The sequence below is a fragment of the Aquihabitans sp. McL0605 genome, from assembly GCF_049993875.1.
Taxonomy (GTDB): domain Bacteria; phylum Actinomycetota; class Acidimicrobiia; order Acidimicrobiales; family Iamiaceae; genus Aquihabitans.
Map to the genome: position 1 here is coordinate 1914993 of NZ_CP188252.1, position 26736 is coordinate 1941728.

The following is a 26736-nucleotide window of genomic DNA, read 5'->3' on the forward strand; positions in this document are numbered from 1 at the left end:
TCCTCCTTGTCGCAGCGATGGCGCGGGCGCGCCGGTCCGTCGCTACCGCCGGACCCACCGTCGTCGACGGCAGAACGTGAGCCGCGGGGCCGCGAGGCCGATCGGCCCGGTGCGGGCCGCCGCGAAACGAGGAGAGGCGCCGCTCACCCCGCCGGGTGCACCGCGGTGCACGGGGTGATCCTCGATCGGCTGGCGTGTCGGCCCCATCGACCCTCTCCACCGGTCACCCGTACGGGTGACCGTACCTGGGCAAATTCTGACACAGCTCGAATCGGCCCGCTCGGATGGTCCCCCCACCGATCCCGGCACCCATCCGGGCCGCCCGGGACCCGGATCCGTGCCAGGTCCGGGGGGATGGGGTGTCGTCAGGCGTGACCGGGAGTCAGCGGGGGCTGGTGACCGGCGCGGTCCAGCGGGCGGGATCGTCGAGGTCGGCGCGCGAGCGGTCGAGGTCGACGCCGTGGCTGTCGGGCGGGAACCGGTCGACCACCTCGGCGAGCAGATCGCGGGCCGCATGGTGCTCCCCTCGCCGGTGGAGGAGGGTCAGCTTCGGCTGCACGGCGCGCAGCTCCAGGCTCGGCGCCCGCTGCGCACGCGCCATGGCGATGCCCGCGTCGGCAGCCGCATCGGCGGCGGCGAGGGCGGCGTCTGCCGCCTCGGGGTCGTCCGCCGCGTCGGCGGCATCGGCGGTGGCCAGCTGGAGCAGGGCGACCGACCGGTGGATCTCAGCGGTGTAGAAGTCCTGGGCGAGGTCGGCGGCCATGGCCTCGCCGAGGGCCGCGTAGCCGAAGCCCTCCTCGATCGCACCGTCCTTGGCGCACATCTCCGCCAGGACCGCCATGCAGCCGGGGGCGCCGATGCCGACACCCATCCCTGCCAGCTGGTTGACGCCCTCGCGGGCCACATCGAGACCGGCGGGATCGCCCAGCTCGGCGAGCGCCCAGCCGAGCGTGTAGGTGGTCAGCCCCTGCATGGGGAGGAACCCGTGCCGGATCGCGAGCTCCTGGCCCTCGAGCGCCAGCGCCCGGCACCGCTCGGCCTCGTTCAGCATGATCGCGTGCATGGAGAGGTAGGCCGCGGTGAACGCCACCTGGTACACGTCGTCCTGGGCCTTGGCCAGCTCCAGCGCGCGATCGGCGAGGTCGCGCGACTCGCCGAGGTGGCCCAGGGCCCAGGCCCCGACGGCGGCGAAGGTGAGCGCGGTGAGGCCGCTGTCGATGCCCACGGCCTGGCGCTCCTCGATCGGGTCGCTCGGGTCGTACAGCTCCCACGCGCGCGTGGCGTGCTCCCAGCAGCTGCCGTACCGCCCCGGCCAGAAGTGGACCTGGCACAGCGCGGCGTGGGCCGAGAGCTGGGCCGTCCGGCTGCCGGTCTCGGTGGCCCACCGCAGCTGCTCCTCGCCGGTGGCCAGGGCGTCGTCGAACCGGCCGGCGGTGACGTGCGATTGGAGCACGCCGTTGAGCGCCTGGCCGTAGCGGTGGTTGCGCGGGTCGGTCCGCCGGCACAGCTCGACGGCGCGCTCGTGCACCTCGGTGGCGCGCGGCGACCGCATCCCGTCGCTGAGGGCGAGGGCGCTGCCCAGCTGGAGGTGCAGCTCGATCTCGAGCTGGTCGTGGTCCTCCGAGGGATCGACCTCGGCGAGCACCTCGATCGATCGGGTGAGGTGAGCCGCCCCCTCGCGCAGCGCCGCCCGGCCGATGGCCTCGTGGCCCGCGAGGCGGAACTGCTCGACGGCCAGCGCCGGCTCGGCCCCCTCGGCGTAGTGGTGGCCGATGATCTCCGGGCGGGCATCGCGGGTGCCGGCGAACTCGTCGATGAGCAGCTGGGCGATGCGCCGGTGCTCGGCCTCGCGGCGGCGCCGCAGCATGGAGTCGCGCGCCGCGTCCTGGAGCAGCGCGTGGCGGAACAGGAACCGGGGCTGGTCGCCCGCCACGCGGCGGACGATGAAGCGCTGCTCGATGAGGACGTCGAGGATGACGTCGAGGTCGGCGACCTCGGCCACCGCGGCGAGGTGGTTGCGCGGGAACTCCCGGCCCAGCAGGGCGGCGAGCTGGAGCGCCTCCTTGGCCGGACCGAGGCGGTCCAGCCGCGAGCTCATCAGCTCCCGCAGCGTCTCGGGCACCGCGTCCACGTTGCCGCCGGCGTCGAGCGCGGCCTGGACCAGCTCCTCGGCGAACAGGGGGACACCGTCGCTGCGCGCCGCGATCTGCGTCAGCTGCACCGGCGACAGCTCGCCGTCCTCGGCCAGGCGCTCGACGAGGGAGGTCACGGCTTCGAAGGCGAGCGGCTCCAGGTCGATGACCTCGACGCGGTCGTCCCAGGTGATGTCGGTGCCCGGGCGGGTGGTGCCGATGATCAGCAGGGCGTGGCCCTCCGCCCGGCGCCACAGCTCGCGGAGCACCTCGAGGGTCGACGGGTCGAACCAGTGGAGGTCCTCGGCGACGATCACCGTCGGGAGGCGGTCGGCGATGGCCAGCCACCAGGTGCAGATAGCGTCGATCACGGCCCGGCGCCGTCCGTCGGCCGTGGTGCCGTCGGCATTCACCGTGCCGGCGTCGGCGTCGTCCTCCACGCCCACGAGGTGGGCGAGGTGGCTGATGAGGTCGGGGGCATCGAGGCCGACCAGCGCGAGGGCGTCGACCAGCCGGGTCCGCTGCTCGGCGACCGTCCGGCCGTCGAGCTCGAGGACCTGCTGGATCACCTGGATGATCGGGTGGAATGCGCTCTGGCCCATGACGGCCGAGCCGTACAGCTCGAACCAGGTGTGGACCGTGCTGCCGAGGCCGCGGCGCAGGTGGTTGTGGAGGCGGCTCTTGCCCAGACCGGCATCGGCGCTGAGCACGACCATGGCCGCCCGGCCGGCCTGCGCCCCGGCCCAGCCCGCCTCGAGCCGGGCCAGCTCGCCCTCCCGCCCGACGAACGGCCCGATGGCCTGCGCCGAGGTGAACCGCGACTGGCCGGGGCGGATCCGCTCGACGCGGTGGAGCTCCACCGGCCCGTCGATCCCCTTCAGCTGGACCAGGCCCAGCGAGGTGAGGTCGACGACGCCGTGCACCCGCCGCGCCGTCACGTCGGACACGGCGATGCCGTTCACGGGCGCCGCCGTCTCGATGCGCGAGGCCATGTTGAGCGCCTCACCGATCGCCAGGCGCCCAGAACCGAGGTCGGACCCCTCCTCGCCCAGCACGACCATGCCGCTGTGGATGCCGATGCGCATCTGGAGCTCGTCGGTGAACGAGGGGAAGTCGGCGTGGAGCGCGTCGTTCAGCACCGGCAGCTCGTCGAGCATGGCCTGGGCCGCCAGTACCGCACGGAAGGGATCGTCCTCCTGCGCCTCGGGGTAGCCGAAGTAGACGAGCCCGCCGTCGCCCATGGTGTTGGCCGCGTACCCGCCCACGTCGCGCACCATCCGGCCGCACATGTCCTGGTAGCGCGCCATCACCAGCTGCAGGTCCTCGGTGTCGACGCGCGTGGAGATCTCGGTGGAGCCGACCAGGTCGTAGAAGAGCAGGGTCAGCTGACGCCGCTCGCCGGCGAGCGCACGCGCCGGTGAGGGCGCCGCCGCGGGGAGCCGGGTCCCGCACCCCGGGCAGAACGCATCGCCCTCCGGGCTGATCCGACCGCACGTCTCGCAGGTCAGGCTCACCGGAACCGGTGCTCCACCAGGTCTCGGGCGTAGCGGGCGACGCGCTCGACCAGCTCGAACGACAGCACGCTGTGGCAGAGGTACGTGTGGTTGTCGCCCTGGATCGCTTCGACCTGGTCGTACCAGCCGGGCCCGCCGTCGAAGCTCTCCATGTCGGCGAGGCTCACCCGTGGGAAGTACCGCGGCCACTCGGCGTAGTCCTGCCACGTGCCCCACGTCATCGGGGGGTCCGCCGTGCGGCCCGACTTCACGGCATCGGCCTTCATCTGCGCCTCGATCTGATCCCGGCCGACGTCGGTGGCGATGGGCGCGTAGAAGAGCGTGAGCTCGGCGTGCTCCCACTGCTGGCCGAAGATGAACGGATGACCGTCCTGCTCCGGCCAGGCCGGCGTGTCGTCGAGGCCGGGCTGCAGCTCGTTCACCACCCACCACGGGAACCCGGTCACGTTGGCGGTGGCCACCACGTAGCGGTTGTAGAGGACCGTCTCCTCGGCGTAGAGCGCCTGCTCGGCTTCGGTGGCGTCGAGGAACCCGAGGGCGTCGCTGGGCGGCATGGCCAGGATCAGGCGGTCGAACTCACGGGTCTGGCGCTCCCCGCCCCGCTCGGTGACGACGCGCACCGTCTCGGCGCGCGCCACCGAGATCGTGGTCGTGTCGTACTCGACGTCGAGCTGGTCGGCCACCACCTGCCACATCGAGCCGAACCCGCCGACGAACCGCTTCGGCCAGGCCTGCGGGATGTGCAGCCCGGTCTTGAGCAGCGACCAGAAGATCGACGCGTTCAGGTACCGGAGGGCGTGCGGGGTGGGCACCTCGTCGAGGGGGCCGTAGCCCATGGCGGTGATGGGCAGGCTGAACAGCTTCTGGAGCGGCGCCATCTTGTGGCTGCGCAGCCACGGGCCGAACGGGACCATGAGGTCGTCGAGGTCGGCGACGCCGCGGTACCCGGGGGCCGAGACCATCCGGCGGTACCTCCACTGCCAGCCGAAGTACCGGATGGCAGCGATCAGGAACGCGAACATCGAGTGGCCCGCGTTGAACACCTCGGTGGCGTCCACCACCTTGCCGCTCACCGGGTCCATCGCCTTCTGGTGGACGAGCGACTGGTCGGTGACCAGCGGGAGGTCGAGCTCCTTCGCCAGCGCCAGGACCTCTCGGTAGTCGCTCGTGACGTAGTTGCCGCCGATGTCGAACCACCGGCCGTCGTGCTCGACGGAGTGGCACATGCCGCCGGCGCGGTCGAGCCGCTCGAGCACCGTGACGCTGTGCCCGCGGAGCTGCAGCAGCCGCGCCGCGGCGAGCCCACCGGGCCCGGCCCCGATGACGACGACCCGGAGGCCAGGCGACGCGGTCACCGGCTCGCCGGCCCGACGAACTCGCCGTGCAGGCCGAACGGCACCACGTGGGGCACCGTGGCCCGGGCGACCTCGGTGAACGTGGCGGCGTCGAGCACCACCAGGAACGAGGAGGGCTCCTCGCCCGCGACGTCGAGGACCACGGCCAGCACCACCCCGTCGTCCTCCGCCGTCCCCCCGGGGCGGGGCACGAACACCGGCTCGGACGGCAGCCAGCCGTCGCGCCCCCACGCGGTGGCGTTGGAGGACGGGTCGGCGCCGTGGGTGTCGATCTTGACCAACCGGTCGTAGAAGCGCCCCGGCCGGCTCCAGCTCTGTCCGTAGGCGTACCGGTACGGGAGCGACGATCGGGCGCCGTGGATCCTCGGCATCTCGATCACCGCGTCGCTGATGCGCTGCCCGGGCGCCGGCGCCGAGCCGTCGAGCGGGATGCGGTACCGGACGATCCGGGAGGGCGGCACGTCGCCGCCCTCGGGGCCGAGGAGGGAGTCGAAGTACATGTGGCCGACGGCCGCGGCATCGTCGTACGCCACCACGTCGAGCACCACGTGGTCGTCCTCGTCCCACGTGTTCAGGATGTGGAAGGCGAACATCGCCGGCAGCTCCACCGTCGCCACCACCGCGCCGGTCTCCTTGTCGAGCACGGCCGTCCGGGTGGGCATGCCCTCGTGCCAGTGCATGCACCGCTCGATCGGACGACCGGTGAAGCCGCTCGTGAACAGCTGGAACGCGTCGAGCTTCAGGGGGAACTGGGCCAGCACGATGTGGCGCTCGCTCATCCCGAAGCTGTGCATCCACGAGGGTCGCGGATCCTTCACCGTCGCCAGCTGCGTCCGGGTGTGGTCGTTCTCGTCGATGTGCCAGACCCGGTACCGGGAGAAGCCCGGGAAGGCGAAGATGCTGTAGTTGTAGACCCGCCCACGAGCCCGGTCGTGGAGCATGTGGCTGCAGGTCCACATGCTGATCATCCGGTCCTTGAAGCGGAAGATCCCCTTGGTGTCGAGGCTCTCGATGTCGATCGAGATCTGCGTCGGCGTCTCCCCCACCGAGATCCACTCGGAGCCGAGCTCGGTCACGGTGATGAAGTCGTTGTTGCCGATCTGGAGCGAGAAGTCGAGCGAGGCGATGACCTTGCCCCAGAACGAGCGCTTCGGGTCGGTGCCGAACTGGGCGTACTCGTTCCGTCCCGTCTCGACCACCGCCTCGTAGTTGGCGCTGCGCAGCCACCGGTTCCGGTAGTGCACCCGGCCGGCCTCGATGCCGAAGCGGTGGAGCATCGCGGTGCCGTCGAACCAGTGGTTCAGGCGGGTCCCGCCCATCATCCAGCGGGCGGTGCCGTTGCGGACGAACCCGCCGACCACCCACTCGGGGATGGTGCCCTCGACCTCGAGGTCGGCGTCGGCCTCCTCCATGAGGTCGGTGAACCCGGCGGTCAGGCCCTTCGCGGTGAGGGGGTCGGCGGCGGTGGACGTGGGGGCCGATCCGATCGCGGTCATCGTCCGGACCCCCTGAAGAAGCGGGCGACGAGGGCGTCGGAGTACTCGACGATCGGCTCGATCAGCTCGAAGGCCAGGATCCCTCCGTTGTAGAAGGTGCGGTTCTGGCCCTGCATCGCCTCGACCCGGCGGTACCAGCCGGCCCGGAAGTCCTCCACGGTCACCTGCGGGAAGTACGGGAAGTTGTCCCACGTGACGGGCGTGTCGCCGAGGACGATCCCCAGCTCGTCGGCGAACCCGCGGACGCCTTTCAGCACGTCGTCGCGGACGCTGTCGCCGGACGCGTCGACCGGTGTGTAGAAGGTGACGAGGGGATCGTCGCTGAACTGCTGGGTGAGGATCGTCGGCCGAGACGTGCCCCGCGCCGGGATCGGGATCACGTTGACCAGCCGGGTGTGCAGCCCGTCCTCGCCCGACGCGTCGAGGTCGTAGGTCGTCACGCAGAACGGGTTGAACGAGATCCGGTCGAACAGCTCGGCCTCCTCCGGCGTCTCGTCGAGGAACCGCCCGAGCACCTCGTGCTGCAGCGGGCAGGCCAGCACCAGCCAGTCGAACTGGTGGGTCTCGACCTGCCGCTCGATGTGGTCGTCGACGCGGACCGGGAAGTCGGCGGTCACGGTCACGCCGTCGGCGGTCCGGACGATCTGCGAGATCTGAACGTCGGTGCGAACGTCGAGCGGTTCGGCCACCCGCTCCCAGAACCGCTGGAAGCCGTTGACGAACCGGCGCGGCCAGCGGTGGAACGGCAGCGAGCCGTAGATGATCAGGTCGATGACCGTCGGCACGCTCATGTAGGTGAGCGCGTAGGGCGCCGGGATCTCGTCGAGGACGCCGTAGCCCATGAGCGTGATCGGGATCTCGAAGAGGGTCCGCAGCTCGGCGAGCCCCTCGGCGTCGAGCCACTCGCCGAACGAGCACAGCAGCTCGGGACGGGTGTCGATGTCGCCGTAGCCGGTGGCCGGGAGGTACCGGTCGAGCGCCCGCCGCTTGAACAGGTAGCGCACGCAGTCGAGCCCGAACCGGAGGAACGAGGTGGAGCCCTGGGCCGTCTGCCGGATCGACTGGTAGCGCCGCGTGGTGGTGTCGTAGAAGCTGGCGTCGGCCTCGATGTACATCGACGCGCCGACCTCCTCGGCCATCCGCCGGATGCGCCGGTAGGCGGAGGTGACGTAGTTGGCGCCCAGGTCGAAGGCCCGGCCCTCGTACTCGTAGGTGAGGCACAGGCCGCCCACGTCGGGGAGCTTCTCCAGCACGGTGACGTGGGCGTAGCCGGCGTGGCGGAGCCGGTGCGCTGTGGCCAGGCCCGCGGGCCCGGCACCGACGATGCACACCCGCGCTCCGGAATCGATCGGCATCGTCCCACCTCCCGCCCCGCAACGGTGCCGACCGGACGCGGTCGACCCGTCCATGGTCCCACAGACCTGGGCGTTCCGCCCTCGAGAACGACCCGCGGGGACCAGCGGCGATCCACCCGATCGGGTGAGCTCGGGCCGACGGGCCGGAGCTCAGGCTCCTGGAGCGGTCCACTCCTCGCTGCGGCGCCACAGCTCGGCGCCCAGCTCGGGGGTGGCCACCTTGGCCGGGTCCTTCAGCTTCAGCACGGAGTAGTACTCGCCGCGGTGGTCGAGCACCTCGGCCGACGTGGCGCACAGCACCGAGGTCTTCGCCCCCACCTCGGCCGACGGGCGGAACCGCTTCACGAGCGACTCGAGGGGCTTGGGCACGCGGCGCATGACGTCGGTCCCGATCAGGTTGCCGGGGTGCAGCGCCACCGCGAACAGGTCGGCGGGGTCGGTGCGGCGGCACAGCTCCTGGACGAACAGCACGTTGGCGAGCTTCGAGACGCCGTACTCGGGCATGCCGGAGAAGCTGGCGGTGGGCTGGCGGACGGCCTCGAAGTCGATGCCCTTCTTGGCCGCGTAGTGGCTGCCGCTCGACACCACCACCACCCGGGCGGGGGCGCCGTCGGGCGCGGGCGAGCCCGCCTCCAGCAGCGGCAGGAGCTCGCTGACGAACAGGAAGTGGCCGAGGTGGTTGACGCCGAAGGCCAGCTCGAAGCCCTGCGCGGTGGTGCCGCGCTGCGCGGCGATGCCGGCGTTGGCCACCAGGAGGTGGATCGGGTCGCCGCGCTCGAGCAGGGTGCCTGCCGCCGAGCGCACCTGATCGAGGTCGGCGAGGTCGAGGGCGAGGAACTCGAGCTGGTCGCTTCCCGTCGCTGCGGCCACCGCGTCCATCGCCTCCCGGGCCTTGGCCTCGGTGCGGCAGGCGAAGATCACCCGATCCCCGCGGGCGGCCAGCGCCTGGGCCGTCGCCCTCCCCAACCCGGTGTTCGCTCCCGTGACCACGCTCGTGAACTGATCCATGCCGGCCATCCTCCTCCACCGGCACCCCACGACCTCGCTTCGCCTCCGCCCGGTGCCGTGTGGTGGGATCGAGGACCATGCCCAGCCCCCCGCACCTCGAGAGGACCGTCCTGCGGCGCCAGGGCCCGCAGCGCCGCCTGCTCGTGCTGCTCCACGGCTACGGCGAGTCGCCCGCCGACCTGTCGGATCGCCTCGACCTGATCGACCCCGGCGGCGACTTCTGCGCGGTCGTGCCCGACGCGCCGTTCGAGCGGCGCAGCCGAGCCATCTGGCACCGCGGCACCAACGCCGGCATCGAGGCCGAGGAGCAGTTCCTCGTCAGCCTCGCGGCGCTCGACGCGCTGCTGGGCGAGCTCGAGGACGAGCTCGGGCTCCCGTCCGCCGAGGCCGTCGTGGGCGGGTTCAGCCAGGGGGGCGGGCTGGCGCTCGGGCTCCTGCTGGGCGCCGACGTCCGCCGCCGTCCGGCCGCGGGCTTCGGCATCTGCAGCTTCCCGCCGTTCGTGCGCGGGTTCCGGGTCGACCGGGCTGCCGCAGCGGGCCACCCGTACTTCTTGTCCAGCGCCCGCCAGGACCACTTCGCACCGATCGAGTCGTCGCGGGCCGGGGCGGCGCTGATCCGCGACTCCGGCCTCGACCTGACCTACGTCGAGTCCGAGGGCGAGCACGTGATGACCGACGAGGCCGCCGGCCAGGTCGGCCTGTGGCTCGCCGCCCTCCAGCGCGGCGAGCGCCATCCCACCGACGACCTCCTGGCCGGCACCACCGGTCCCCACCCCACCTTCGACGGCCGGTGGGAGCACGTCTCCTGACCGTCGGGCCGGTCGCCGCAGCGCCCTGACCGGGGCCTGGACATCCGTCCAGGGGGCGCGGATACATCCGAGGGGCAGCGCGCCACACTGGATCCCCGTGGCCGCCCGATGAGCATCGACCTGCCGCCACCAGCGGAGTGGGCCGGTCGGCCCCTTTCCGAGCCGACCAGAGGTGATCGCTTCAGGTCACCAGCCGACCGCCGATGGAGCAGCGTGCACGAGGCCGAACGGACCGATCGCCCCCAGACCGAGGCTCCGCCCGAGCTCTCCAAGCGCACGATCGTCGCCGCGATCATCCGCCGGGGCGGCCCGAAGCTGCTCGAGGCCTCGATCATCCCGAGCGTGCTCTTCTACACGTGCCTTGCGTTCGGGAGCCTCGGCCTCGCCTACCTGGTGGCCATCGCCTGGACCTACGGGTGCCTCGCCGGCCGCCTGCTCCGTCGGGCGGAGGTGTCGGGCGTCCTGGTGCTCGCCTCGGTCGGGATCACCATCCGCACGGGGCTCGCCGTCAGCAGCGGCAGCTCGTTCATCTACTTCGCGCAGCCGATCGTGGGCACGTTGGTCACCGGTGGTGTGTTCCTCGGGTCGATCGTCATGGGCCGGCCGCTCATCGCCAAGCTGGCCCACGACTTCTGGCCGATCACCCCGGAGCAGGCCGAGAACCCCCGGGTGCGCTCGCTCCTCTGCGGCCTCACGGTCCTGTGGGCCGGGGTGAACCTGGCCACCGCGTCGGTCACCTTCGTGCTGCTGGTCTCGTTGCCGCTGACCACCTTCGTGGCCGCCAAGCAGATCTCCGGCCTGGCGATCACCATCACCGCCATCGCCGTCACCATCGTGTGGTCGCACCGCACGGCCTGCCGCGAGGGCATGATCGCCCCGAGCCGCCGCGGCGCCTCGCGCGGATCGGCCATCACCCCGGCCGCCCTCCCGCTCGCCGCCTGACCCGCCCCGCCCGCGTCACATCGCGGCGTGGCGCCGCTCGACCTTCGCCCACACGTCGGGCCAGCGCTCGCCGCTGACCCGGCCGTCGATGCGGGCCAGCACCGCCAGCTCGCCCGCCGCGAACGCGGCAGGGGTGGCTCGGACCTGGCGCAGCCACGCCTCGGTGACCGACGCGTCGTGCACCGCACCCAGGACGTCCTGGAGCTTGGCCAGGGCTCGGGCCAGCCGGCGAGCGTCGCGGCCCACGAGCGGGATGACCGCCTCCACCGCCGCCCGGCAGCGCTTGGCGGCGATGCGGGCCTGGTGCAGGTCGGCGTCGTCGTGGTCGTCGCCGAGGGCACCCATCAGGGCCTCGAGCTCGTGCCAGCGGCGCCGGACCTGGCGATCCAGGCGCTTGCGGGCGCGGCGCTCCTGCTTCTGGTCCACGGCCGGAGGCGTCTCCAAGAGGTGGACCAGGTCGTGCACCAGGGCCCCGTAGCGCGGGGAGCCGAGGGCCCGCAGCAGCACGGCGCGCCGAGCGGCGGCCTGCTCGTCGCAGCGCCCGATCAGCTCCTCCATCGCCGGCCGGTCGTCGTCGGGCAGCGCGGCGGTCTTCGCCACCAGCCAGGCCCGCAGCACATCGAGGTCGCGCAGCTCGTTGGTCTGGTCGGCCACCCAGCGGAGCTCGTCGCGGACGCGGGCGGAGACGTCGGCGTCGAGGAACCCTCGGAACGTGCGCAGATCGGACCGCAGACGGCGGGTGGCCACCCGGAGCTGGTGGAGGTCTTCGGGGTCGCCGCCGACGCGCACCGCGGGGTCGTGCTCGAGGATCTGCACGACCGACCGCGCGATCGCCAGCTCCAGCGCGTCGATGACCTTGGGATGGGCGGGGAGCTCGGGCACGATCAGGTCGGGTGCCGCGGCGGCCTCGTCGCCGAGCGCCCGGACGAGCTTGGGCACGGCGGGCGCCTTGGCGGACCCGGCCTTGCGCAGGGCGCGCACCACGCGCCGCTGGGCGTCGAGCGCACCCGGGGCGTCCATGGCCTCGACCTCGACCTCCTCCCAAGAGCCGAGGAGCCGCCGGCCCCGGACGGCGGTCACGTGGTCGTGGACCACCTCGACCAGCGCCTGCCCGGCACCGTCCTCGATCAGCGCCCGGTCCCGTTGCGACCGCACCTCGGCGACGGGCCCGAGGCGCCGGCCGCGCAGGTGCGCCATCACCGTGGCCGCCAGCTCCCGCGGCCGCCGGGCCCGATCGCCCTCGATGTCGATCTCGCGCCGGACGAGCGCACCGGCGTGCTCACCGGCCGGGAGCTTCACCGTCCAGGTGGGGGCGCCCTCCCCGGTGCGGTGGCGGATGGTGATGCCGGAGCGGGCCAGCACCAGATCGTGGGTGTCGAAGTAGGTGGCGACCAGGTCGGCGGGCGGAAGGGCCCGGACGTCGGCGCCGACGAGGGCGCTCAGGTCCGCGAGCTCGAAGCCCGGCGGCGGAGCGAGCTTGACCTCCCGCTCGGTACGCGTCTCACGCTCAGCCATGACCCGATGCACCCGCCCTGCTGCCGACGAACGTGCCGGCAGTGTACGGAGCCGTTCGGCGCCGTGCCGCGCTGTTGCCGGACCGTCATGGGACGGTCATGGCGCCGCGCCCGGCCGGCCCGCAGGCTGCTCCGAGCGTTCGCCACCGCGATTCCTGGTGGGCCGTAGTGTTCCCGGCGTGAGGGCACGACGTGGGTGATGCCGTGACGGCGATCGGGCGCCGGGTTCCCGTGATCGCCGCCGCGCGCCACTACGAGCGGGCCTGGCTGCCGAAGGACATCGTCGCCGGCCTCGTGCTGACGGCCCTGCTCGTGCCGCAGGGGATGGCGTACGCCGAGCTGGCCGGGCTGCCGGCCATCACCGGGCTCTACACGTCGATCATGTGCCTGCTCGCGTACGCCGTGTTCGGCCCGTCGCGCATCTTGGTGCTCGGCCCCGACTCGTCGCTGGGCCCGATGATCGCGGCCACGATCCTGCCGCTGGTCGGCGCCGACGGCGATCCGGCCAAGGCCATCGCCCTGGCCTCGATGCTGGCGATCCTGGTGGCCGTCTTCATGATCGGGGCGGGGGTGGCCAAGCTCGGGTTCGTCGCCGACCTGTTCTCGAAGCCCACCCAGATCGGCTACATGAACGGCCTGGCGCTCACCATCTTGGTGGGGCAGCTGCCAAAGCTGTTCGGGTTCTCGATCGACGCCGACGGGTTCATCGAGGAGCTGCGCGGCTTCGTCAAGGGCGTGGGCGACGGCAAGACCGTCGGCGCCGCCCTGGCCGTCGGCCTGGGCGGCCTGATCGTGATCGTGGGCCTGGGCCGGGTCCTGCCCAAGGTGCCCGCGGTGCTGGTGGCGGTGGTGACCGCGATCGCCATCACCGTGGCGTTCGACCTGGGTGCGCACGGCGTGTCCCTGGTGGGGACGCTCCCGCAGGGCTTCCCGCCGCTGACGCTCCCCGGCGTCCCGCTCCGGGACATGGGGCTGCTGGTCGCGGGTGCGCTCGGCATCACGCTGGTGTCGCTCACCGACACCATCTCCACGTCGTCGGCGTTCGCGGCCCGCACCGGCCAGGAGGTCGATGCCAACCAGGAGATGATCGGCATCGGCACCGCCAACCTCGCGGCCGGCTTCTTCCAGGGCTTCCCGGTGAGCACCAGCGGCTCGCGCACCGCAGTGGCCGAGCAGGCCGGGGCCAAGTCGCAGCTGACCGGCATCGTCGGCGCGCTCGCCATCATCGCCATGCTCCTGTTCGTCCCCGGCCTGATGCGCAACCTCCCCCAGCCGGTGCTGGCCTCGGTGGTGATCGCCGCGTCGCTGTCGCTCGCCGACATACCGGCCACCCGACGGCTCTGGAACCAGCGGCGCATGGAGTTCGGCGTCTCCATGACCGCCTTCGCCGGCGTGGCGCTGCTGGGGGTGCTGCCGGGCATCGGGATCGCGGTGGCGATCTCGATCCTGAACGTGTTCCGGCGCATGTGGAGGCCGTACCGGGCCGAGCTCGCTCCGGTCGAGGGCATCGACGGCTACCACGACCTCGAGGCCCACCCCGAGGGGGCGCGGATCCCTGGGCTCGTGATCTTCCGGTTCGATGCGCCGCTCGTGTTCGCCAACTCGCGCACGTTCCGCGACGAGATCCGGGCCCTGGCCGCGTCCGAGCCCCGGCCGGTGTGGATCCTGATCGCCGCCGAGCCCATCACCGACGTCGACACCACCGCGGCCGACATGCTCGAAGACCTCGACGAGGAGCTGAACGCGGCCGGCGTGTCGCTCGTGTTCGCCGAGATGAAGTCGCCGGTGCAGCGCAAGATCGAGCGCTACGAGCTCACCCGCACCATCGACCCCGCCCACTTCTTCCACACGCTCGACGACGCCGTGGAGGCCTTCGCCGCCCAGCACGGCCCCGCCGCCACGGAGGCGCCGTGACCACCACCAGCACCACCGAGAGCACGTCCGAGCGGCTCGAGCTGCGCCGCCGGCTGGCCGCCATCGGCGCCCTGGCCCTGGGCGCGACCGCCCTCGTGGCCGGGACCATCGGGTTGGCCGGCGACGTGGCGCGGGTGTTCGTCGTGCCGCTGCTGCTGCTGGTCGCCATCGCCGCCGCTTGGATGGCCGCCACGCGCAAGGGCCCCGTGCGGATGATGGCCGCGATCGCTGTCGCCCTCGCCCTGGTCCTCGTGCTCGTCCTGGTGGTCACGGCCAGCGGCCAGGGGCTGGTGCTGCTCCTGCTCGCCGCCGTCGTCGCCGCGTCCACCGCGCTCACGCGGTACGCGCTGCGACGCGACCCGGCGCAGCTCAAGGCGCTCGACACCCCCGGCGACCCGGTCGGCCCGGCCCGCCACGCCGTCCTGATCATGAACCTCAAGTCCGGGGGCGGGAAGGCCGAGCGGTTCTCGCTGGTCGACGAGTGCCGGGCGCGCGGGATCGAGCCGGTCGTGCTGCAGCCCGGCGACGACATGGTCGTCCTCGCCCAGGAGGCGATCGACCGCGGCGCCGACGTCATCGGCATGGCCGGCGGCGACGGCTCGCAGGCCCTCGTCGCATCGGTGGCCATGGCGGCCGACGTGGCGCTCGTGTGCATCCCCGCCGGGACCCGGAACCACTTCGCCCTCGACCTCGGGCTCGACCGCGACGACGTGGTCGGCGCGCTCGATGCGTTTGGGGACGCGGTCGAGCGCCGGATCGACCTGGCCGAGGTGAACGGCCGGGTGTTCGTCAACAACGTGTCCCTCGGCGTCTACGCCAAGGTCGTGCAGGCGCCCGAGTACCGCGACGCCAAGGGTCAGACCACCGCCGCCATGCTCCCCGAGCTGCTGGGGCCCGAGGCCCCGCCGTTCGACCTCCACTTCACCGGCCCCGACGGCGAGCAGCGCGATGGCGCCCAGATCATCCAGGTCTCGAACAACCCCTACGTCCTCACCTCGATGGCCGGGTTCGGGAGCCGGGCGCGCCTCGACACCGGGCAGCTGGGCATCGCCGCGGCCGAGGTGCGCGGCGGAGCCGACGTGGCCGCGTTCGTCGCCGCGGAGTCGGCCGGCCGGCTGGCCCGGTTCCCCGGGTGGTCCGAGTGGAGCGCGCCCACGTTCACCGTGGCGTCGGGGTCACCCGTCGAGGCCGGGGTCGATGGCGAGGCCCTGCTGCTCGATCCGCCGCTGGCGTTCCGCCTCCTCCCCGGCGCGGTGCGGATCCGCCTCCCGCACCACGCGCCCGGCTACTCGCCCGCCGCGCTCCTGCCCCCGTCGCGGTGGTGGACCCTGCGCGCCCTGCTGCGCGCCGCCGTCGGCCGGGCCACGCCGATCGAGGAATCCCTGCGCTAGCGGCTCCGCCGGCACCGGCCGCCCAGGCCTCGCTCCTCCGGGTGCACGACCAGTAGAACTGGAGAGATGTCCGGGTCGCCACCGAAGCTGAACACGCTGTCGTACGTGATCCTCGGGGTCCTCACCTCGAAGGACTGGTCGGCCTACGAGCTGGCCGAGCAGGTCGGTCGCGGCCTCGACGACATCTGGTCGCGCGCCGACCGCCAGCGCTACAACGCCGCCAAGCACCTGGCCGATCTCGGGTTGGTGGAGGCCACCGTCGAGGCCACCGGCCGCCGCACCCGCACCATCTACTCGATCACCGATGCCGGCCGGGCGGCGCTGGCGGCGTGGCTGACCGAGCGGCCGCAGCCCATGACGATGGAGTTCGAGGGCATGGTCCGGGTCCTCGTGGCCGACGACGGCACCATCGACGACCTCCGCCGCACCATCGAGGACATCGGCGAGCAGGCCGCCACCGGGCGCGACCGGTACGCGGCCCACGCGCAGTTCATGCTCGCCACCGGCGGCACGTTCCCCGAGCGGGAGCACACGTTCGCCCTCGCCAACCGCTTCATGATCGGGCACTTCACCAACATCATCGACTGGTCGGCATGGGCCCTCGACGAGATCGCGTCCTGGCCCGACACCACCTCGCCGGCGCAGACCCACCGCGACCGCACCCGGGCGATCCTCGAGCTGGCCCCGCTCCCCCGCACCCCGCCCGGGGAACCGGCGTAGCCGACAGACGGCCTTCGCCGTCGGGGCAGCGACCTCGGACGTGGTCCATCGTCGCCGCCGTGCTGGTCGTCGTTCCCGGCGTCGTCGGTGTGGCGATGTGGCGGAACGAGCGTGGGGCGGGTGGCCATCGCCTGGCGGCGTGGCGATCACCTGGTGACCTGGGCGCAGCTGCAGCACCACGGTTGGCCTGTCAGCGCGGCGGGCGCTTGCCCGACACCCCGTCCCAACTCGGGAAGATCGAGCGGTACCCGTCGAGGTACCCCGCGGCGTAGTGGTCGCCCCGCCGGTGGGCGAGCTGGGCGATCGCCAGCGGGGCCAGGCCGAGCGATGCGTCCTCGATCCCGTGGGTCTCGCCCCGCCCGTAGGGGTGGTCGATCGCCGTCGAGAGGTGGAGCACCTGGCGCCACCAGCCACGCCGGCGGACGACCGGGGGCGTGGCTGGGTTCTGTCTGTCCTGGTTGCCGCCGTGCACACCTGGAAGAGCCTCCGCAGACGGGCCCTATGACGCGGCCTCGAGCGAGAGCGGCAGGGCGACCCGCCAAGGGCCGCCCCACCGTCGTGGTGGTTGAGGGCTCCCCGCCTTGCCTGGCCACCAGCGTCCACGGTCGGTCGGTGCTGCTGGACGCCGCTCCTGCGAGCGGCCGGCGGAAGGGCGTCATGGCCGGGCGTCGTGCCCCACACCTCGCGACCGGCCCGGACCATCAGCACCGCGGTCATGTCGCCGGCATCGCGTGCGACGCGGATTTGCGAGGCCTGACGTCTCCTGCGGCACCGGCCGCCGTACCCTCGGACCTGGCGGGGCCAGTTCTCCAGATCCAGGAGGAACGCCCGATGATCACGTTCGTGCTCGTTGCTGTCTGCCTGACCGGGGCGGCTGCCCTGCTCGTGGCGTCGTCGCTCCGACGTCGCCAGGACGCCGAAGCGATCGGCTACGTCTCCAAGGAGACGCGCCGACGAGACCAGCGGTCGCGCAAGCCGACGCCGGTGCTCGAGGGCACGACCGGGCGAGACGTCGAGCAGGCGGCCCACCTCGCCCGCGTCGGCGGCGAATTGGTCCCCATCTCCGAGCCGGCGCCGCCGGCCCCGTGGGTGGCACCCGACCCCGAGCAGCTCGGCATCGACCGTCGGCAGTTCCTGAACCGCTCGATCATCGGCGGGTTCATCCTGGGGATCACCGCGTTCGGCGGCGCCACCCTCGCCTACCTCTGGCCGTCGCCCTCGGCGGGCTTCGGCTCGAAGATCACGGTGGGCAAGCTCACCGACATCAACGACGCCATCCAGGCCGGCGACGGCTTCGCCTACTACCCCGACGGCCGCATGTGGATCACCGCCTACCCGTCGAGCGCGCTCGACAAGGCGAAGAAGGTGTACCCCCCGAGCGTGCTGACCGGGATGGAGGCGGGCGTGGTGGCGCTCTACCAGAAGTGCGTCCACCTGGGCTGCCGGGTGCCGGCGTGCGACACCTCGCAGTGGTTCGAGTGCCCGTGCCACGGCTCGCAGTACAACCAGGCCGGCGAGAAGAAGGCCGGCCCGGCGCCACGCGGGCTCGACCGCTTCCCGATGCTGGTGAGCGGCGGGGTGCTCACCGTCGACACGGGCACCATCATCCTCGGCCCCCCGATCGGGACCGACACCACCGGCCAGGAGGCCGAGGGCCCTCACTGCATCACCACCCACGAGTGACCGGGCCGGTACGGTCCACGGCGGTACCCAGCACCCGCTGACAACGCTGTCACCAGCATGTTCGCCCCACAGGATAGGCCGTTCGGCCTATTTCGTCGTGGCTGGCTTGGGATGAGCGGGACCGTGCCGATGTGGAGGCGGACGACAGTCATGCGGGTGACGGTCGGGCTTGGAGATCTGAGGCCGGTGGTCGACCCGCCTGACCGCAGTGTCATACCGACGGCACCCCTGGAGAGAACCCCCCATGGCCACCCGCTTCCCCATCCGGGCCAAGTTGGCGCTTGCGCTGCTGGTGCCCATCATCGCCATCGTCGCGGTGAGCATCTACGAGGTGGACCAGGCCACCCAGGAGCGCGACCAGGTCCAGGCCGACACGGCGCTCGCCACCGCCGCCCTCGGCCCGGGCGGCCTGATCCGATCGATGCAGAGCGAGCGGGACGACTCAGCGGCATCGATGGTCGGGTTCCGCGATCAGGCCAACCTGAAGACCAAGAGCCTCGCAGGGTCCCGACAGCTCGTCGATGACGCCCGCGCCGAGTTCGGCCGGTCGGTGGCTTCGCTCGGCCCCGGAGCCGAGGCCGTCTACGGGCCGGCGTTGGCGAAGGTGGACGAGCAGCTGGCCGCGGCTCGGAAGAACTACGACACCACGTCGGACACCGGCAAGCCGGCCTCGCTCGCCAACTTCCCCCAGAGCTTCGCGGCGTACCAGATGTACAACCCGGCGCTCGATGCGCTCATCGGCGCCGGCACGAGGCTCACGCTGGGGATCAGCGACCCGCAGCTCCGCAGCTCCGCCGAGATGCTCGACACCCTGGTGCGCACCTACGAGGACTCGGGCCGGATGACGGCACTCGGCAGCAACTCGGCGCTCAGCGGCGGGAAGCAGAAGGGCGCCACCAAGAGCGACGTCGTCGCCCAGGTCAACCAGTTCAAGCAGGACCTGCAGCACGTCGGGCTCCTCGCCACCGGCCCGTACGAGCAGGCCGCCAAGAACGCCGTCACGAACGCCGGGTACAAGAAGCAGATCAAGATGCTGGACGGGTACACCTCGACCGGCGAGCTCGACATCGAAGGCGTGGCGGCCGCCGGCACCAGCGACATGGCCAACGGCCTCGACGTCGCCTCCAAGACCACCGGCGAGGCCCTCGCCGCCCGGGCGACGACCCTTCGCAGCGAAGCCGCCGACCAGCAGCGGAACTTCTCGCTGCTCGCCGGGTTCACGATCCTGGCCGGGCTCGTGTTCACCTTCCTGGCCGCCCGCTCGATCACCCGTCCGCTGCTGTCGCTGACCCGCCAGGCCGAGGACATGGCGACGAGCTCGTTGCCCGCTGCCGTCCAGGGCATCCTCGACACGCCGCTCGGCGACGACGTGGTCATGCCCGACGTCCCGCCGATCGAGGTCAAGACGCGAGACGAGGTCCAAGACGTCGCGGCCGCGCTCAACTCGGTCCAGCAATCCGCCCTCGACCTGGCGGTGGAGCAGGCCGTGCTCCGGCGCAACATCTCGGACTCGTTCGTGAACCTGGGCCGACGCACCCAGAGCCTCATCGCCCGCCAGCTCGACTTCATCACCGAGCTGGAGCGCAACGAGACCGACCCGGCGGCGCTCGACAACCTCTTCAAGCTCGATCACCTCGCCACCCGCGCCCGGCGCAACGCCGAGTCGCTCGTCGTGCTCGCCGGGCTGATCCCGCCCCGCACGTGGACCGCACCGATCGCCATGAACGACGTCGTCCGCGCCGCCCTCGGCGAGGTCGAGGACTACACCCGGGTCGAGATCCGCGACATCGCCGACGCCATGGTCCCCGGCCTGGTGGCCGCCGACCTGGTGCACCTGCTCGCCGAGCTGCTCGAGAACGGGCTCACGTTCTCGCCTCCCGGCCGACCGGTCGAGATCTACGGGCGCATGACCCGCAACGGGTACGTCCTCGCGGTCATCGACCACGGCATGGGCATGGCGCCCGAGGAGATGGCCGTCGCCAACGACCGCCTCGGCGGGCGCGAGTCCTACACGGTGGCGCCCTCGCGGTACCTCGGCCACTACGTGGCCGGCATCTTGGCCGACCGCCTCGGCGCCGAGGTGCGCCTCGACGAGTCGCCCACCGGTGGCATCGCCGCCAAGATCGTGGTCCCCGAGAGCACCCTCCACCACGACGAGGCCATCCCCGCCGCCGACCTCGGCGATCCGGCCCCCGCCGAGCCGATCATGGCCGAGCCGGCCCCCGCGCTCGGGGGCCCGCAGCGGTCCGAGCCCAGGAGCGAGCGGTCCCTCACCGGGCTGCCGCGCCGCTCCGGCCCCGCGCCGTTCGACCTGGGCCCGGTCGATCCGGCTCCAGCCGACCCGGCCCCGGTCGCCGCCGCTCCCACCTTGGCTGCTGCCCCCGAACCGATCACCCCGGCACCGATCGCGATGGTCCCGACACCGGTGGTCGCGGTGCCGGCACCGGTGGCCGCAGTCCTGGCCCCCGAGCCCGTTGCCGCCGAAGGGCCGGCCGCCGACGGCGGCTGGGGCTCCGGTGCGATCGCCGCCGACGACTGGAAGCCCGAGTCCCAGCGCACCACCGCCAACGGCCTGAAGAAGCGGGTCCGAGGTGAGGGCCTGGCCACGAGCGGCCCCGGTCGCCAGATCCGCCGCGGCGGAGACACCGACGGTGCCGCCCCCGCCGACCGCACCAGCGGCAACGGCAACGGCAGCGCCGACGGCATGTTCAGCCTGCTGAGCACGTTCGAGTCGGGGTCGGAACGGGGTCGCGAGGACTTCGGGAAGCTGCTCGACGAGTTTGGGGCCGCTCCCGGCTCCGAGGTGCCCGCCCACGGAGATGACGACCGATGACCGACCTCCTCAGCGCCTCGGCGCAGAACTTCAACTGGCTGATCGACGAGTTCGTGGAGAAGTCCGCGGGCGTCACCGACGCCGTGGCCGTCTCCAGCGACGGGCTGCTGATCGCCATGTCCCGGTCGCTGGGCCGCGAGGACGCCGAGCACGTCTCGGCGATCGTCACCGGCTTCGTGAGCCTCGGGCAGTCGACGTCGACCTGCTTCGACTTCCACGGCCTCAACCAGGTGATCGTGTCGATGAAGCGCGGGTACCTGTTCGTCTCGGCGATCTCCGACGGCAGCGCCCTCGGCGTGGTCGCCACCAGCGGCTGCGACATCGGCCTCGTCGGCTACCAGACCACCTTGCTGGTGGAGCGGGCCGGCACCGTCTTGACGCCCGACCTGATCCACGAGCTCCGCGGCTCGGTCCTCCGGTGAGCGAGCCGCGCGCATGAGCGAGTCCTCGGGCCACGGCTTCATCCGTCCGTTCGTCATCACCGGCGGCCGGACCGAGCTGCGCCGAAGCGATCTCCGGTTGGAGACGCTGGTGTCGGCCGCGCCCGGGGACCAGGCGACCGAGCGGGGGTTCGAGCATCGAGCCGTCCTCCAGCGCTGCAAGCAGCCCACGTCGATCGCCGAGCTGGCGTCCGACCTCGAGCTGCCGGTCGGCGTCATCTCCGTCGTCGTCGACGACCTCCTCGCAGACCACGTCCTCCTCGTGCACCAGAGGCAGGAGTCCGTGGTGTCCATCTCGGTGCTGGAAAGGCTGGTGGACGGTGTCCGAGCTCTCTGAATCCCCATCGAGTCCCGCCGATGTCTCGGCGGTCAAGATCGTCGTGGCCGGCGGCTTCGGCGTCGGCAAGACCACCTTCATCGGTGCCGTGTCCGAGGTCCGGCCGCTGACCACCGAGGCGGCTATGACGAAGATGTCCGCCGGTGTCGACGACACCAGCCTCGTGGGTTCCAAGACCACCACCACGGTCGCCATGGACTTCGGGCGCATCACGATCGACCCGACCCTGATCCTCTACCTGTTCGGCACGCCCGGCCAGGAGCGGTTCGGGTTCATGTGGGACGACCTCGCCGTCGGCGCCATCGGCGGCGTGGCGCTCGTCGACACCCGCCGCATCGACGACTCGTTCGTGGCGATCGACTGGTATGAGGCCCGCGGCGTCCCGTTCATCGTGGCGGTGAACCCGTTCGAGGGCGTCCAGCAGTTCGAGACCGAGGAGATCCGCGAGGCGCTCGGGCTCGACGATCACATCCCGCTGGTCAGCTGCGACGCCCGCTCCCGCGTCGACGTGAAGGCCACGCTCGTCGGCCTGCTCGACCACCTCATCTCCCAGGCCCGCGTCCCCGCCGGCATCTGACCCGGTCCGGCTCACGCGGCCGGAGCACCGTCCGGGGCGATCGCGAGCTTCATGCCCTCGTGGGTGGCGGTGAACCCCAGGCGCTCGTAGAAGCGGAGAGCATCGGGCCGGCGCTTGTCGGTGGTGAGCTGCACCAGGCCGCAGCCCTCGCCGCGCGCCCAGTCGATGCTCCACCTGATCAGCGCCGCGCCGACCCCTCCCCCGCGGAGCCGGTCGCTCACGCGGACGCCCTCGAGCTGGGCCCGCCGGCGCCCGCCGTGGGTGAGGCACGGCAGCACCGTCGCCTGGAGGCACGCCACCACCTCGCCATCGAGGTCGCCGACCACCAACAGGTGGCGGGGATCGGCGTCGATCTCGGCGAACGCGTCCTCGTAGGCGCCGAACGCAGCGGACTCCCGGTCCGCGCCCAGGACGTCGTCGGTCAGGAGGCCGACGATCGCCGCCAGGTCGTCCGGCCCGGCCCGTCGGAACACCACGCGATCAGCCATCGTCGAAGGGTACGGCCGACGCGGCGGTCACTCGACGAGGTCGCGGGCCGCCGGCCCGAACACGAACAGGTCGTCGAGGAACGGCTCGGGATCACCGACCCAGTCGAGGAGCAGCACCTGCGCTCGCGACCGCCGCCCGAGGCGGACGCGCAGCAGCTCCCACGACGTGGTGACCAGCCGGGCCTCACCGTCGGCGACGGGCTCGGTCCCAACCGGCTCATCGACGTGGACCACCAGCCCGGGCGGGAGCTCGGCGGTCAGGAGGCGGCCCGCGAACCGCACGTCGTCGCCCGTGCGCTCGCCCGGCAGACCGAGCGCGCCCCGGACATCGTGCTCGTGCGACAGCACGTCGATGAACGCCGGCCACACCCCGCGCTCGGTGATCGCCGCCTCGAACAGCGGCCCGCCGACGGCCCACGACGCGAGCAGGTCCCTCGGGTCGTCGTCGAGGTGGCGCGCCACCGCCTCGGCGGTCAGCGCCGGCGGCGGGGGGCCGCTCAGGCGACCGGCAACCGCATCCTCGATGATGCCCACGAGGTGGGCGAGCACGTCCCGGACGCGCCATCCCGGGCAGGCGGCCGCGGGCCGCTCCCAGCCGGCCTCGTCCATCGACTCGAGCAGCGCCGTCAGCCGCAGCCGGGTCGATGCGTAGCGGGCGCCGACGGTGTCGGTGGGAGGGGTCACGGTCCTCCTCGAGGCGGGCGAACGGGACGAGCACGACCGGCAGGGCCGCGATCGCGAGCGTGCCACACCGAGCGACCGCCGTCCCGGGAGACGGCTCGAGGGCGTGGTGCGGGCCCGACCTCGTCGTGGGGACACGGAACGGCACGGGCCTCGACGGCAGGACCACGAGCGGAGCGCCGACCGTACGATGCCCGCCATGGACCTACGCGAAGCGCTGTACACCACCCGGGCCATGCGACGGGTCTCGGACGAGCCGATCCCCCAGGACGTGCAGGCCCGGATCCTCGACGCCGCCGTACGGGCCCCGAGCGGCGGCAACGCCCAGAACTGGCGGTTCCTGATCGTCGACGATCCCGACGTGAAGGCGAAGCTCGGCCCCATCTACCGGGAGTGCATGGAGCTGCTGTGGACCGGCCCCTACGCACCTCGGATCGCGGCGGCGGCCGCCGACCCCGAGTCCGAGGAGTCCAAGTCGTTCGGGCGCGTGCGGAGCTCGGCCCAGCACCTCGCCGACCACTTCGAGGGCTACCCGATGCTGCTGTTCGGGTTCGCCCAGTACGACCCGTCGGGCGGCTCGATCTACCCGGCGATCTGGAACGCCATGCTCGCGGCGCGGGGTGAAGGCGTCGGTGCCGCGCTCACCTCGGTGCTCGCGTTCAAGCTGGGCGAGGTGCTCGGTGTTCTCGGCGTGCCCACCGACGAGGGCTGGAACATGGCCGCCTGCGTCACCTTCGGGTACCCCACCGGGCGCTGGGGCGTCGCCGCCCGCACCCCGGTGGAGGACGTGTCGTTCCGCAACCAGTGGGGCCGCCCGCTCGGCTTCGAGGTGGCCGGCCCGCTCTGGCCCTGACGCCGACCACCAGCCCCGGCGTGTCCGCCGGGACCGCACCTAGGCTCGGCCCATGACGGACCTCGACGCCTGGACCGACCTCTACCGGGACCTCCACCAGCACCCGGAGCTGAGCTTCCAGGAGGAGCGCACCGCGTCGCTCGTCGCCGAGGCGCTGCGCGGCGCCGGCTTCCAGGTCGAGACCGGCGTGGGCCGCACCGGAGTGGTCGGCGTGCTGCGCAACGGCGACGGTCCCACCGTCTTGGTGCGCGCCGACATGGACGCCCTGCCCGTCACGGAGAGGACCGGCCTCCCCTACACGAGCACCGTCGATGGCGTCGCCCACGCCTGCGGCCACGACCTGCACGTGACGTGCCTGTTGGCGGCGTGCGAGGAGCTGGCCGGATCGCCCTCCACCTGGTCGGGCACGCTGCTCGCGGTGTTCCAGCCCGCCGAGGAGGTGGGCGCCGGCGCCCAGGCGATGATCGACGACGGCCTCTACGAGCGCCACGGCACGCCCACCGTGGTGCTGGGGCAGCACGTCGTGCCGATGCCGGCGGGGACCATCGGCCTCCACGCCGGCGCCTCCTTCGCGGCCGCCGACAGCCTGAAGATCACGCTGCACGGCGCCGGCGGCCACGGGTCGAGCCCGCACGCGGCGGTCGACCCCATCGTCCTGGCCGCAGCGACCGTGCTGCGGCTCCAGACCGTGGTGTCGCGCGAGACCGCGCCCAGCGACTTCGCCGTCGTCACGGTGGGCCGCATCGACGGCGGGACCAAGGCGAACATCATCCCCGACTCGGCGCGCATCGAGGTCAACGTCCGGACCTACGAACCGAGGGTCCGCACCCGGGTGCTCGCCGCCATCGAGCGCATCGTCGAGGGCGAGGCGGCCACCTCGGGTGCACCCCAGCCGCCCGACGTCGACCACTTCGAATCGCTCCCCGCGGTGATGAACGACGCCGCCGCGTGCGAGGCCACCAAGCCGGCCCTCTCCTCGACCGGCGCCCTGGTCATCGACCCGGGCGGCGTCCCCGGGAGCGAGGACGTGGGCCTGTTCGCCACGGCGGCCGAGTGCCCCTGCGTCTACTGGCTCCTCGGCGGGGCCGACCCGGCCGAGTTCGCCGGGCTCACCACCATCGACGAGATCGCCGAACGGGTGGCGAGCCTGCCCACCAACCACTCGCCCTTCTACGCCCCGGTGCCCAGCCCCACCATCGACCTGGGCATCAAGGCCCTGGTGGCCGCCGCCCGCCACTGGCTCCCCGCCGCGGGCTGATCCCCCAGGGATCCCCCACCGGCGCACTGGGGGAACCCCGGGTAGGACCGCGGACGGGATCGTGGCCCACTGGTCCCCATGACCACCCCAGCCCTGCCTCACCATGCCCCGACGGCGGTGTCCGCCACCGACCTCGCCGCCCAGACCGCCCACGACCGCAACCGGGCCGTCGACTTCTACCGGGCCGCCGCCATGGCGATGGTGGCGGTCGGCCACTGGCTCGGGATGGTCGCCGTGATGCGCCACGGCAAGCTCGTCGGCGGCAACCTGCTCGACTTCTCGCCGGAGTACGGGTGGTTCACCTGGATCGGCCAGGTGATGCCCCTGTTCTTCTTCGTGGGCGGCTTCGCCTCGGCCACCTCCCTGCGGTCCGCCGAGCGCCGCGGCGTCCGCCCCGCCGACTGGATCGCCACCCGGCTCCACCGGATGATGGCGCCGGCGGTCGCCCTGGCCGCGTTCTGGGCGGTCGCCCTCGTCGTCGGCGGCGCCGTCGGCCGGTTCGGCATCGTCTCGCTCGGCGCGATCGGCGCCGCCATCCCGCTCTGGTTCCTCGCCAACTACACGATCGACACCGCCCTGGCGCCGTTCACGTTCCGCTGGTTCCGGAGCCACCCGGCTCGGCTCATCGGCGGGCTCGTCGTCCTGTTCGCCATCGGCGAAGCGGCGAGCTTCGCCCACATCGCGTTCCTCCCCGAGATCAACTGGGTGATCGGCTGGCTCGGCTTCCAGGTCGCCGGCTTCGCCTGGCAGGACGGCCGCCTGCCGGTGGGACGCAAGCTCGTCGCCCTGGCCGCTGCGTTCTGGGCCCTGGCGCTCGCGGCGGTGAACCTCGGCCCGTGGCCGGCGGTGATGCTCCACCACGGTGGGCTGGAGCACAGCCCCACCCACCCGCCGTCGACGGCGCTGCTGCTGTTCGGCCTGGCCTACTCCTTCACCGCGGCCGCCCTCGCGCCCGCGGTGACCCGGTGGCTCGAGCGCTCGGCCCGCGCCTGGCGGGTGACCATCGCCGCCAACGCCGTCGCCATGTCGGTGTACCTGTGGCACATGACGGCGGCGGTCGTGGTGGTGGCGGTGGCCTACCTGGCCGGCGTGCTGCCCAGCGTCGAGCCGGGCACCACCGCCTGGTGGTGGACCAAGATCCCGTTCCTGCTGCTGAACCTCGCCGTCCTGGTCCCGCTCGTGAAGCGCGTGGCGCCGATCGAGCAGCGGGCCCTGCTCGGCGGGCCCAGCACCTGGCGTTGGGGCACCGCCTCGGTGCTCGTGACCGCCGGCCTGCTCTCGCTCAGCATCAAGGCCTGGTCGAGCCCGCAGATCGGTGTGGTCTCCGCCGGCCTCGCCGGCACCCTGCTGCTCTGGCGCTTCGCCCTCACCAGCCGCCGCACCCCGGCCTAGCGGTCCGCGGCGAGCGGCGGCCGAAGCGGCGGTCTGCCGGCCAG

General features: G+C 72.6%; 22 protein-coding genes. 13 read left to right on the top strand and 9 right to left on the bottom strand.

Annotated elements, in window-relative coordinates; translation table 11 throughout:
* Nucleotides 1-382: 382 nt before the first annotated feature.
* The 5 genes from ACPPVX_RS08705 to ACPPVX_RS08725 all read right to left on the bottom strand — a co-directional run bounded on the left by ACPPVX_RS08705 (nt 383) and on the right by ACPPVX_RS08725 (nt 8860).
* Nucleotides 383-3646 carry an ATP-binding protein gene (locus ACPPVX_RS08705; RefSeq protein WP_426574503.1) on the bottom strand — a complete coding sequence of 1088 codons (3264 nt, stop codon included), beginning with the start codon at nt 3644-3646 and terminating at the stop codon, nt 383-385.
* Nucleotides 3643-5001 (bottom strand): FAD-dependent oxidoreductase, encoded by a 1359-nt coding sequence (locus ACPPVX_RS08710; protein WP_426574504.1) that lies wholly within the window; start codon nt 4999-5001, stop codon nt 3643-3645. The genes ACPPVX_RS08705 and ACPPVX_RS08710 overlap by 4 nt, the downstream gene beginning before the upstream one ends.
* Nucleotides 4998-6497 carry a carotenoid oxygenase family protein gene (locus tag ACPPVX_RS08715; protein ID WP_426574505.1) on the bottom strand — a complete coding sequence of 500 codons (1500 nt, stop codon included), beginning with the start codon at nt 6495-6497 and terminating at the stop codon, nt 4998-5000. The genes ACPPVX_RS08710 and ACPPVX_RS08715 overlap by 4 nt, the downstream gene beginning before the upstream one ends.
* Nucleotides 6494-7852, bottom strand: a complete 1359-nt coding sequence (locus ACPPVX_RS08720) for an NAD(P)-binding protein (protein WP_426574506.1) — start codon at nt 7850-7852, stop codon at nt 6494-6496. The genes ACPPVX_RS08715 and ACPPVX_RS08720 overlap by 4 nt, the downstream gene beginning before the upstream one ends.
* Nucleotides 7853-8002: 150 nt before the next feature.
* Complete coding sequence (locus ACPPVX_RS08725; protein WP_426574507.1) at nt 8003-8860, bottom strand: SDR family oxidoreductase; 858 nt, start codon at nt 8858-8860, stop codon at nt 8003-8005.
* Nucleotides 8861-8937: 77 nt separating this feature from the next.
* On the opposite strand from ACPPVX_RS08725, the gene ACPPVX_RS08730 reads away from it, so the two are divergent.
* Together ACPPVX_RS08730 and ACPPVX_RS08735 are read left to right on the top strand one after the other, a co-directional pair.
* Nucleotides 8938-9669, top strand: coding sequence for an alpha/beta hydrolase (locus ACPPVX_RS08730; protein WP_426574508.1), 732 nt, complete (start codon nt 8938-8940; stop codon nt 9667-9669).
* Nucleotides 9670-9882: 213 nt separating this feature from the next.
* The gene (locus ACPPVX_RS08735) at nt 9883-10611 is read left to right on the top strand and encodes a VC0807 family protein (protein ID WP_426574509.1); all 729 of its coding nucleotides are present in this window, start codon (nt 9883-9885) and stop codon (nt 10609-10611) included.
* A 15-nt stretch (nt 10612-10626) separates the two neighbouring features.
* Here the strand turns inward: ACPPVX_RS08735 and ACPPVX_RS08740 are convergent, their stop codons facing one another.
* The gene (locus ACPPVX_RS08740) at nt 10627-12126 is read right to left on the bottom strand and encodes a CHAD domain-containing protein (RefSeq protein WP_426574510.1); all 1500 of its coding nucleotides are present in this window, start codon (nt 12124-12126) and stop codon (nt 10627-10629) included.
* A gap of 191 nt (nt 12127-12317) precedes the next feature.
* Here ACPPVX_RS08740 and ACPPVX_RS08745 point away from each other — a divergent pair, with 191 nt between their 5' ends.
* From ACPPVX_RS08745 to ACPPVX_RS08755, 3 genes are all read left to right on the top strand, one after another.
* The gene (locus ACPPVX_RS08745) at nt 12318-14039 is read left to right on the top strand and encodes a SulP family inorganic anion transporter (RefSeq protein ID WP_426574511.1); all 1722 of its coding nucleotides are present in this window, start codon (nt 12318-12320) and stop codon (nt 14037-14039) included.
* On the top strand, nt 14036-15430 hold the full coding sequence (locus ACPPVX_RS08750) for a diacylglycerol/lipid kinase family protein (RefSeq protein WP_426574512.1): 1395 nt from the start codon (nt 14036-14038) through the stop codon (nt 15428-15430). Before ACPPVX_RS08745 ends, ACPPVX_RS08750 begins: the two co-directional genes overlap by 4 nt.
* 66 nt (nt 15431-15496) lie before the next feature.
* A complete protein-coding gene (locus tag ACPPVX_RS08755; RefSeq protein ID WP_426574513.1) occupies nt 15497-16150 on the top strand; it encodes a PadR family transcriptional regulator in 654 nt (217 codons plus the stop codon).
* A gap of 190 nt (nt 16151-16340) precedes the next feature.
* Here the strand turns inward: ACPPVX_RS08755 and ACPPVX_RS08760 are convergent, their stop codons facing one another.
* Nucleotides 16341-16547, bottom strand: coding sequence for a hypothetical protein (locus ACPPVX_RS08760; protein ID WP_426574514.1), 207 nt, complete (start codon nt 16545-16547; stop codon nt 16341-16343).
* Between the two features lie 434 nt (nt 16548-16981).
* On the opposite strand from ACPPVX_RS08760, the gene ACPPVX_RS08765 reads away from it, so the two are divergent.
* The 5 genes from ACPPVX_RS08765 to ACPPVX_RS08785 all read left to right on the top strand — a co-directional run bounded on the left by ACPPVX_RS08765 (nt 16982) and on the right by ACPPVX_RS08785 (nt 22020).
* Nucleotides 16982-17833, top strand: coding sequence for a ubiquinol-cytochrome c reductase iron-sulfur subunit (locus ACPPVX_RS08765; RefSeq protein ID WP_426574515.1), 852 nt, complete (start codon nt 16982-16984; stop codon nt 17831-17833).
* Nucleotides 17834-18077: 244 nt separating this feature from the next.
* Entirely contained in the window at nt 18078-20666 is a 2589-nt protein-coding gene (locus ACPPVX_RS08770) for a sensor histidine kinase (RefSeq protein WP_426574516.1), read from the top strand.
* Complete coding sequence (locus ACPPVX_RS08775; RefSeq protein WP_426574517.1) at nt 20663-21088, top strand: roadblock/LC7 domain-containing protein; 426 nt, start codon at nt 20663-20665, stop codon at nt 21086-21088. The genes ACPPVX_RS08770 and ACPPVX_RS08775 overlap by 4 nt, the downstream gene beginning before the upstream one ends.
* Nucleotides 21089-21101: 13 nt before the next feature.
* On the top strand, nt 21102-21443 hold the full coding sequence (locus ACPPVX_RS08780; RefSeq protein ID WP_426574518.1) for a DUF742 domain-containing protein: 342 nt from the start codon (nt 21102-21104) through the stop codon (nt 21441-21443).
* Complete coding sequence (locus ACPPVX_RS08785) at nt 21427-22020, top strand: GTP-binding protein (protein WP_426574519.1); 594 nt, start codon at nt 21427-21429, stop codon at nt 22018-22020. The genes ACPPVX_RS08780 and ACPPVX_RS08785 overlap by 17 nt, the downstream gene beginning before the upstream one ends.
* An 11-nt stretch (nt 22021-22031) precedes the next feature.
* Here the strand turns inward: ACPPVX_RS08785 and ACPPVX_RS08790 are convergent, their stop codons facing one another.
* Together ACPPVX_RS08790 and ACPPVX_RS08795 are read right to left on the bottom strand one after the other, a co-directional pair.
* Complete coding sequence (locus tag ACPPVX_RS08790; RefSeq protein WP_426574520.1) at nt 22032-22508, bottom strand: GNAT family N-acetyltransferase; 477 nt, start codon at nt 22506-22508, stop codon at nt 22032-22034.
* 27 nt (nt 22509-22535) lie between these two features.
* Nucleotides 22536-23192, bottom strand: a complete 657-nt coding sequence (locus ACPPVX_RS08795; RefSeq protein WP_426574521.1) for a maleylpyruvate isomerase family mycothiol-dependent enzyme — start codon at nt 23190-23192, stop codon at nt 22536-22538.
* Nucleotides 23193-23388: 196 nt separating this feature from the next.
* On the opposite strand from ACPPVX_RS08795, the gene ACPPVX_RS08800 reads away from it, so the two are divergent.
* The 3 genes from ACPPVX_RS08800 to ACPPVX_RS08810 all read left to right on the top strand — a co-directional run bounded on the left by ACPPVX_RS08800 (nt 23389) and on the right by ACPPVX_RS08810 (nt 26692).
* Nucleotides 23389-24042, top strand: coding sequence for a nitroreductase family protein (locus ACPPVX_RS08800; protein ID WP_426574522.1), 654 nt, complete (start codon nt 23389-23391; stop codon nt 24040-24042).
* 52 nt (nt 24043-24094) lie between these two features.
* Complete coding sequence (locus ACPPVX_RS08805; RefSeq protein ID WP_426574523.1) at nt 24095-25300, top strand: amidohydrolase; 1206 nt, start codon at nt 24095-24097, stop codon at nt 25298-25300.
* Nucleotides 25301-25378: 78 nt separating this feature from the next.
* Nucleotides 25379-26692, top strand: a complete 1314-nt coding sequence (locus ACPPVX_RS08810) for an acyltransferase family protein (protein WP_426574524.1) — start codon at nt 25379-25381, stop codon at nt 26690-26692.
* The last annotated feature ends 44 nt before the right edge of the window (nt 26693-26736 follow it).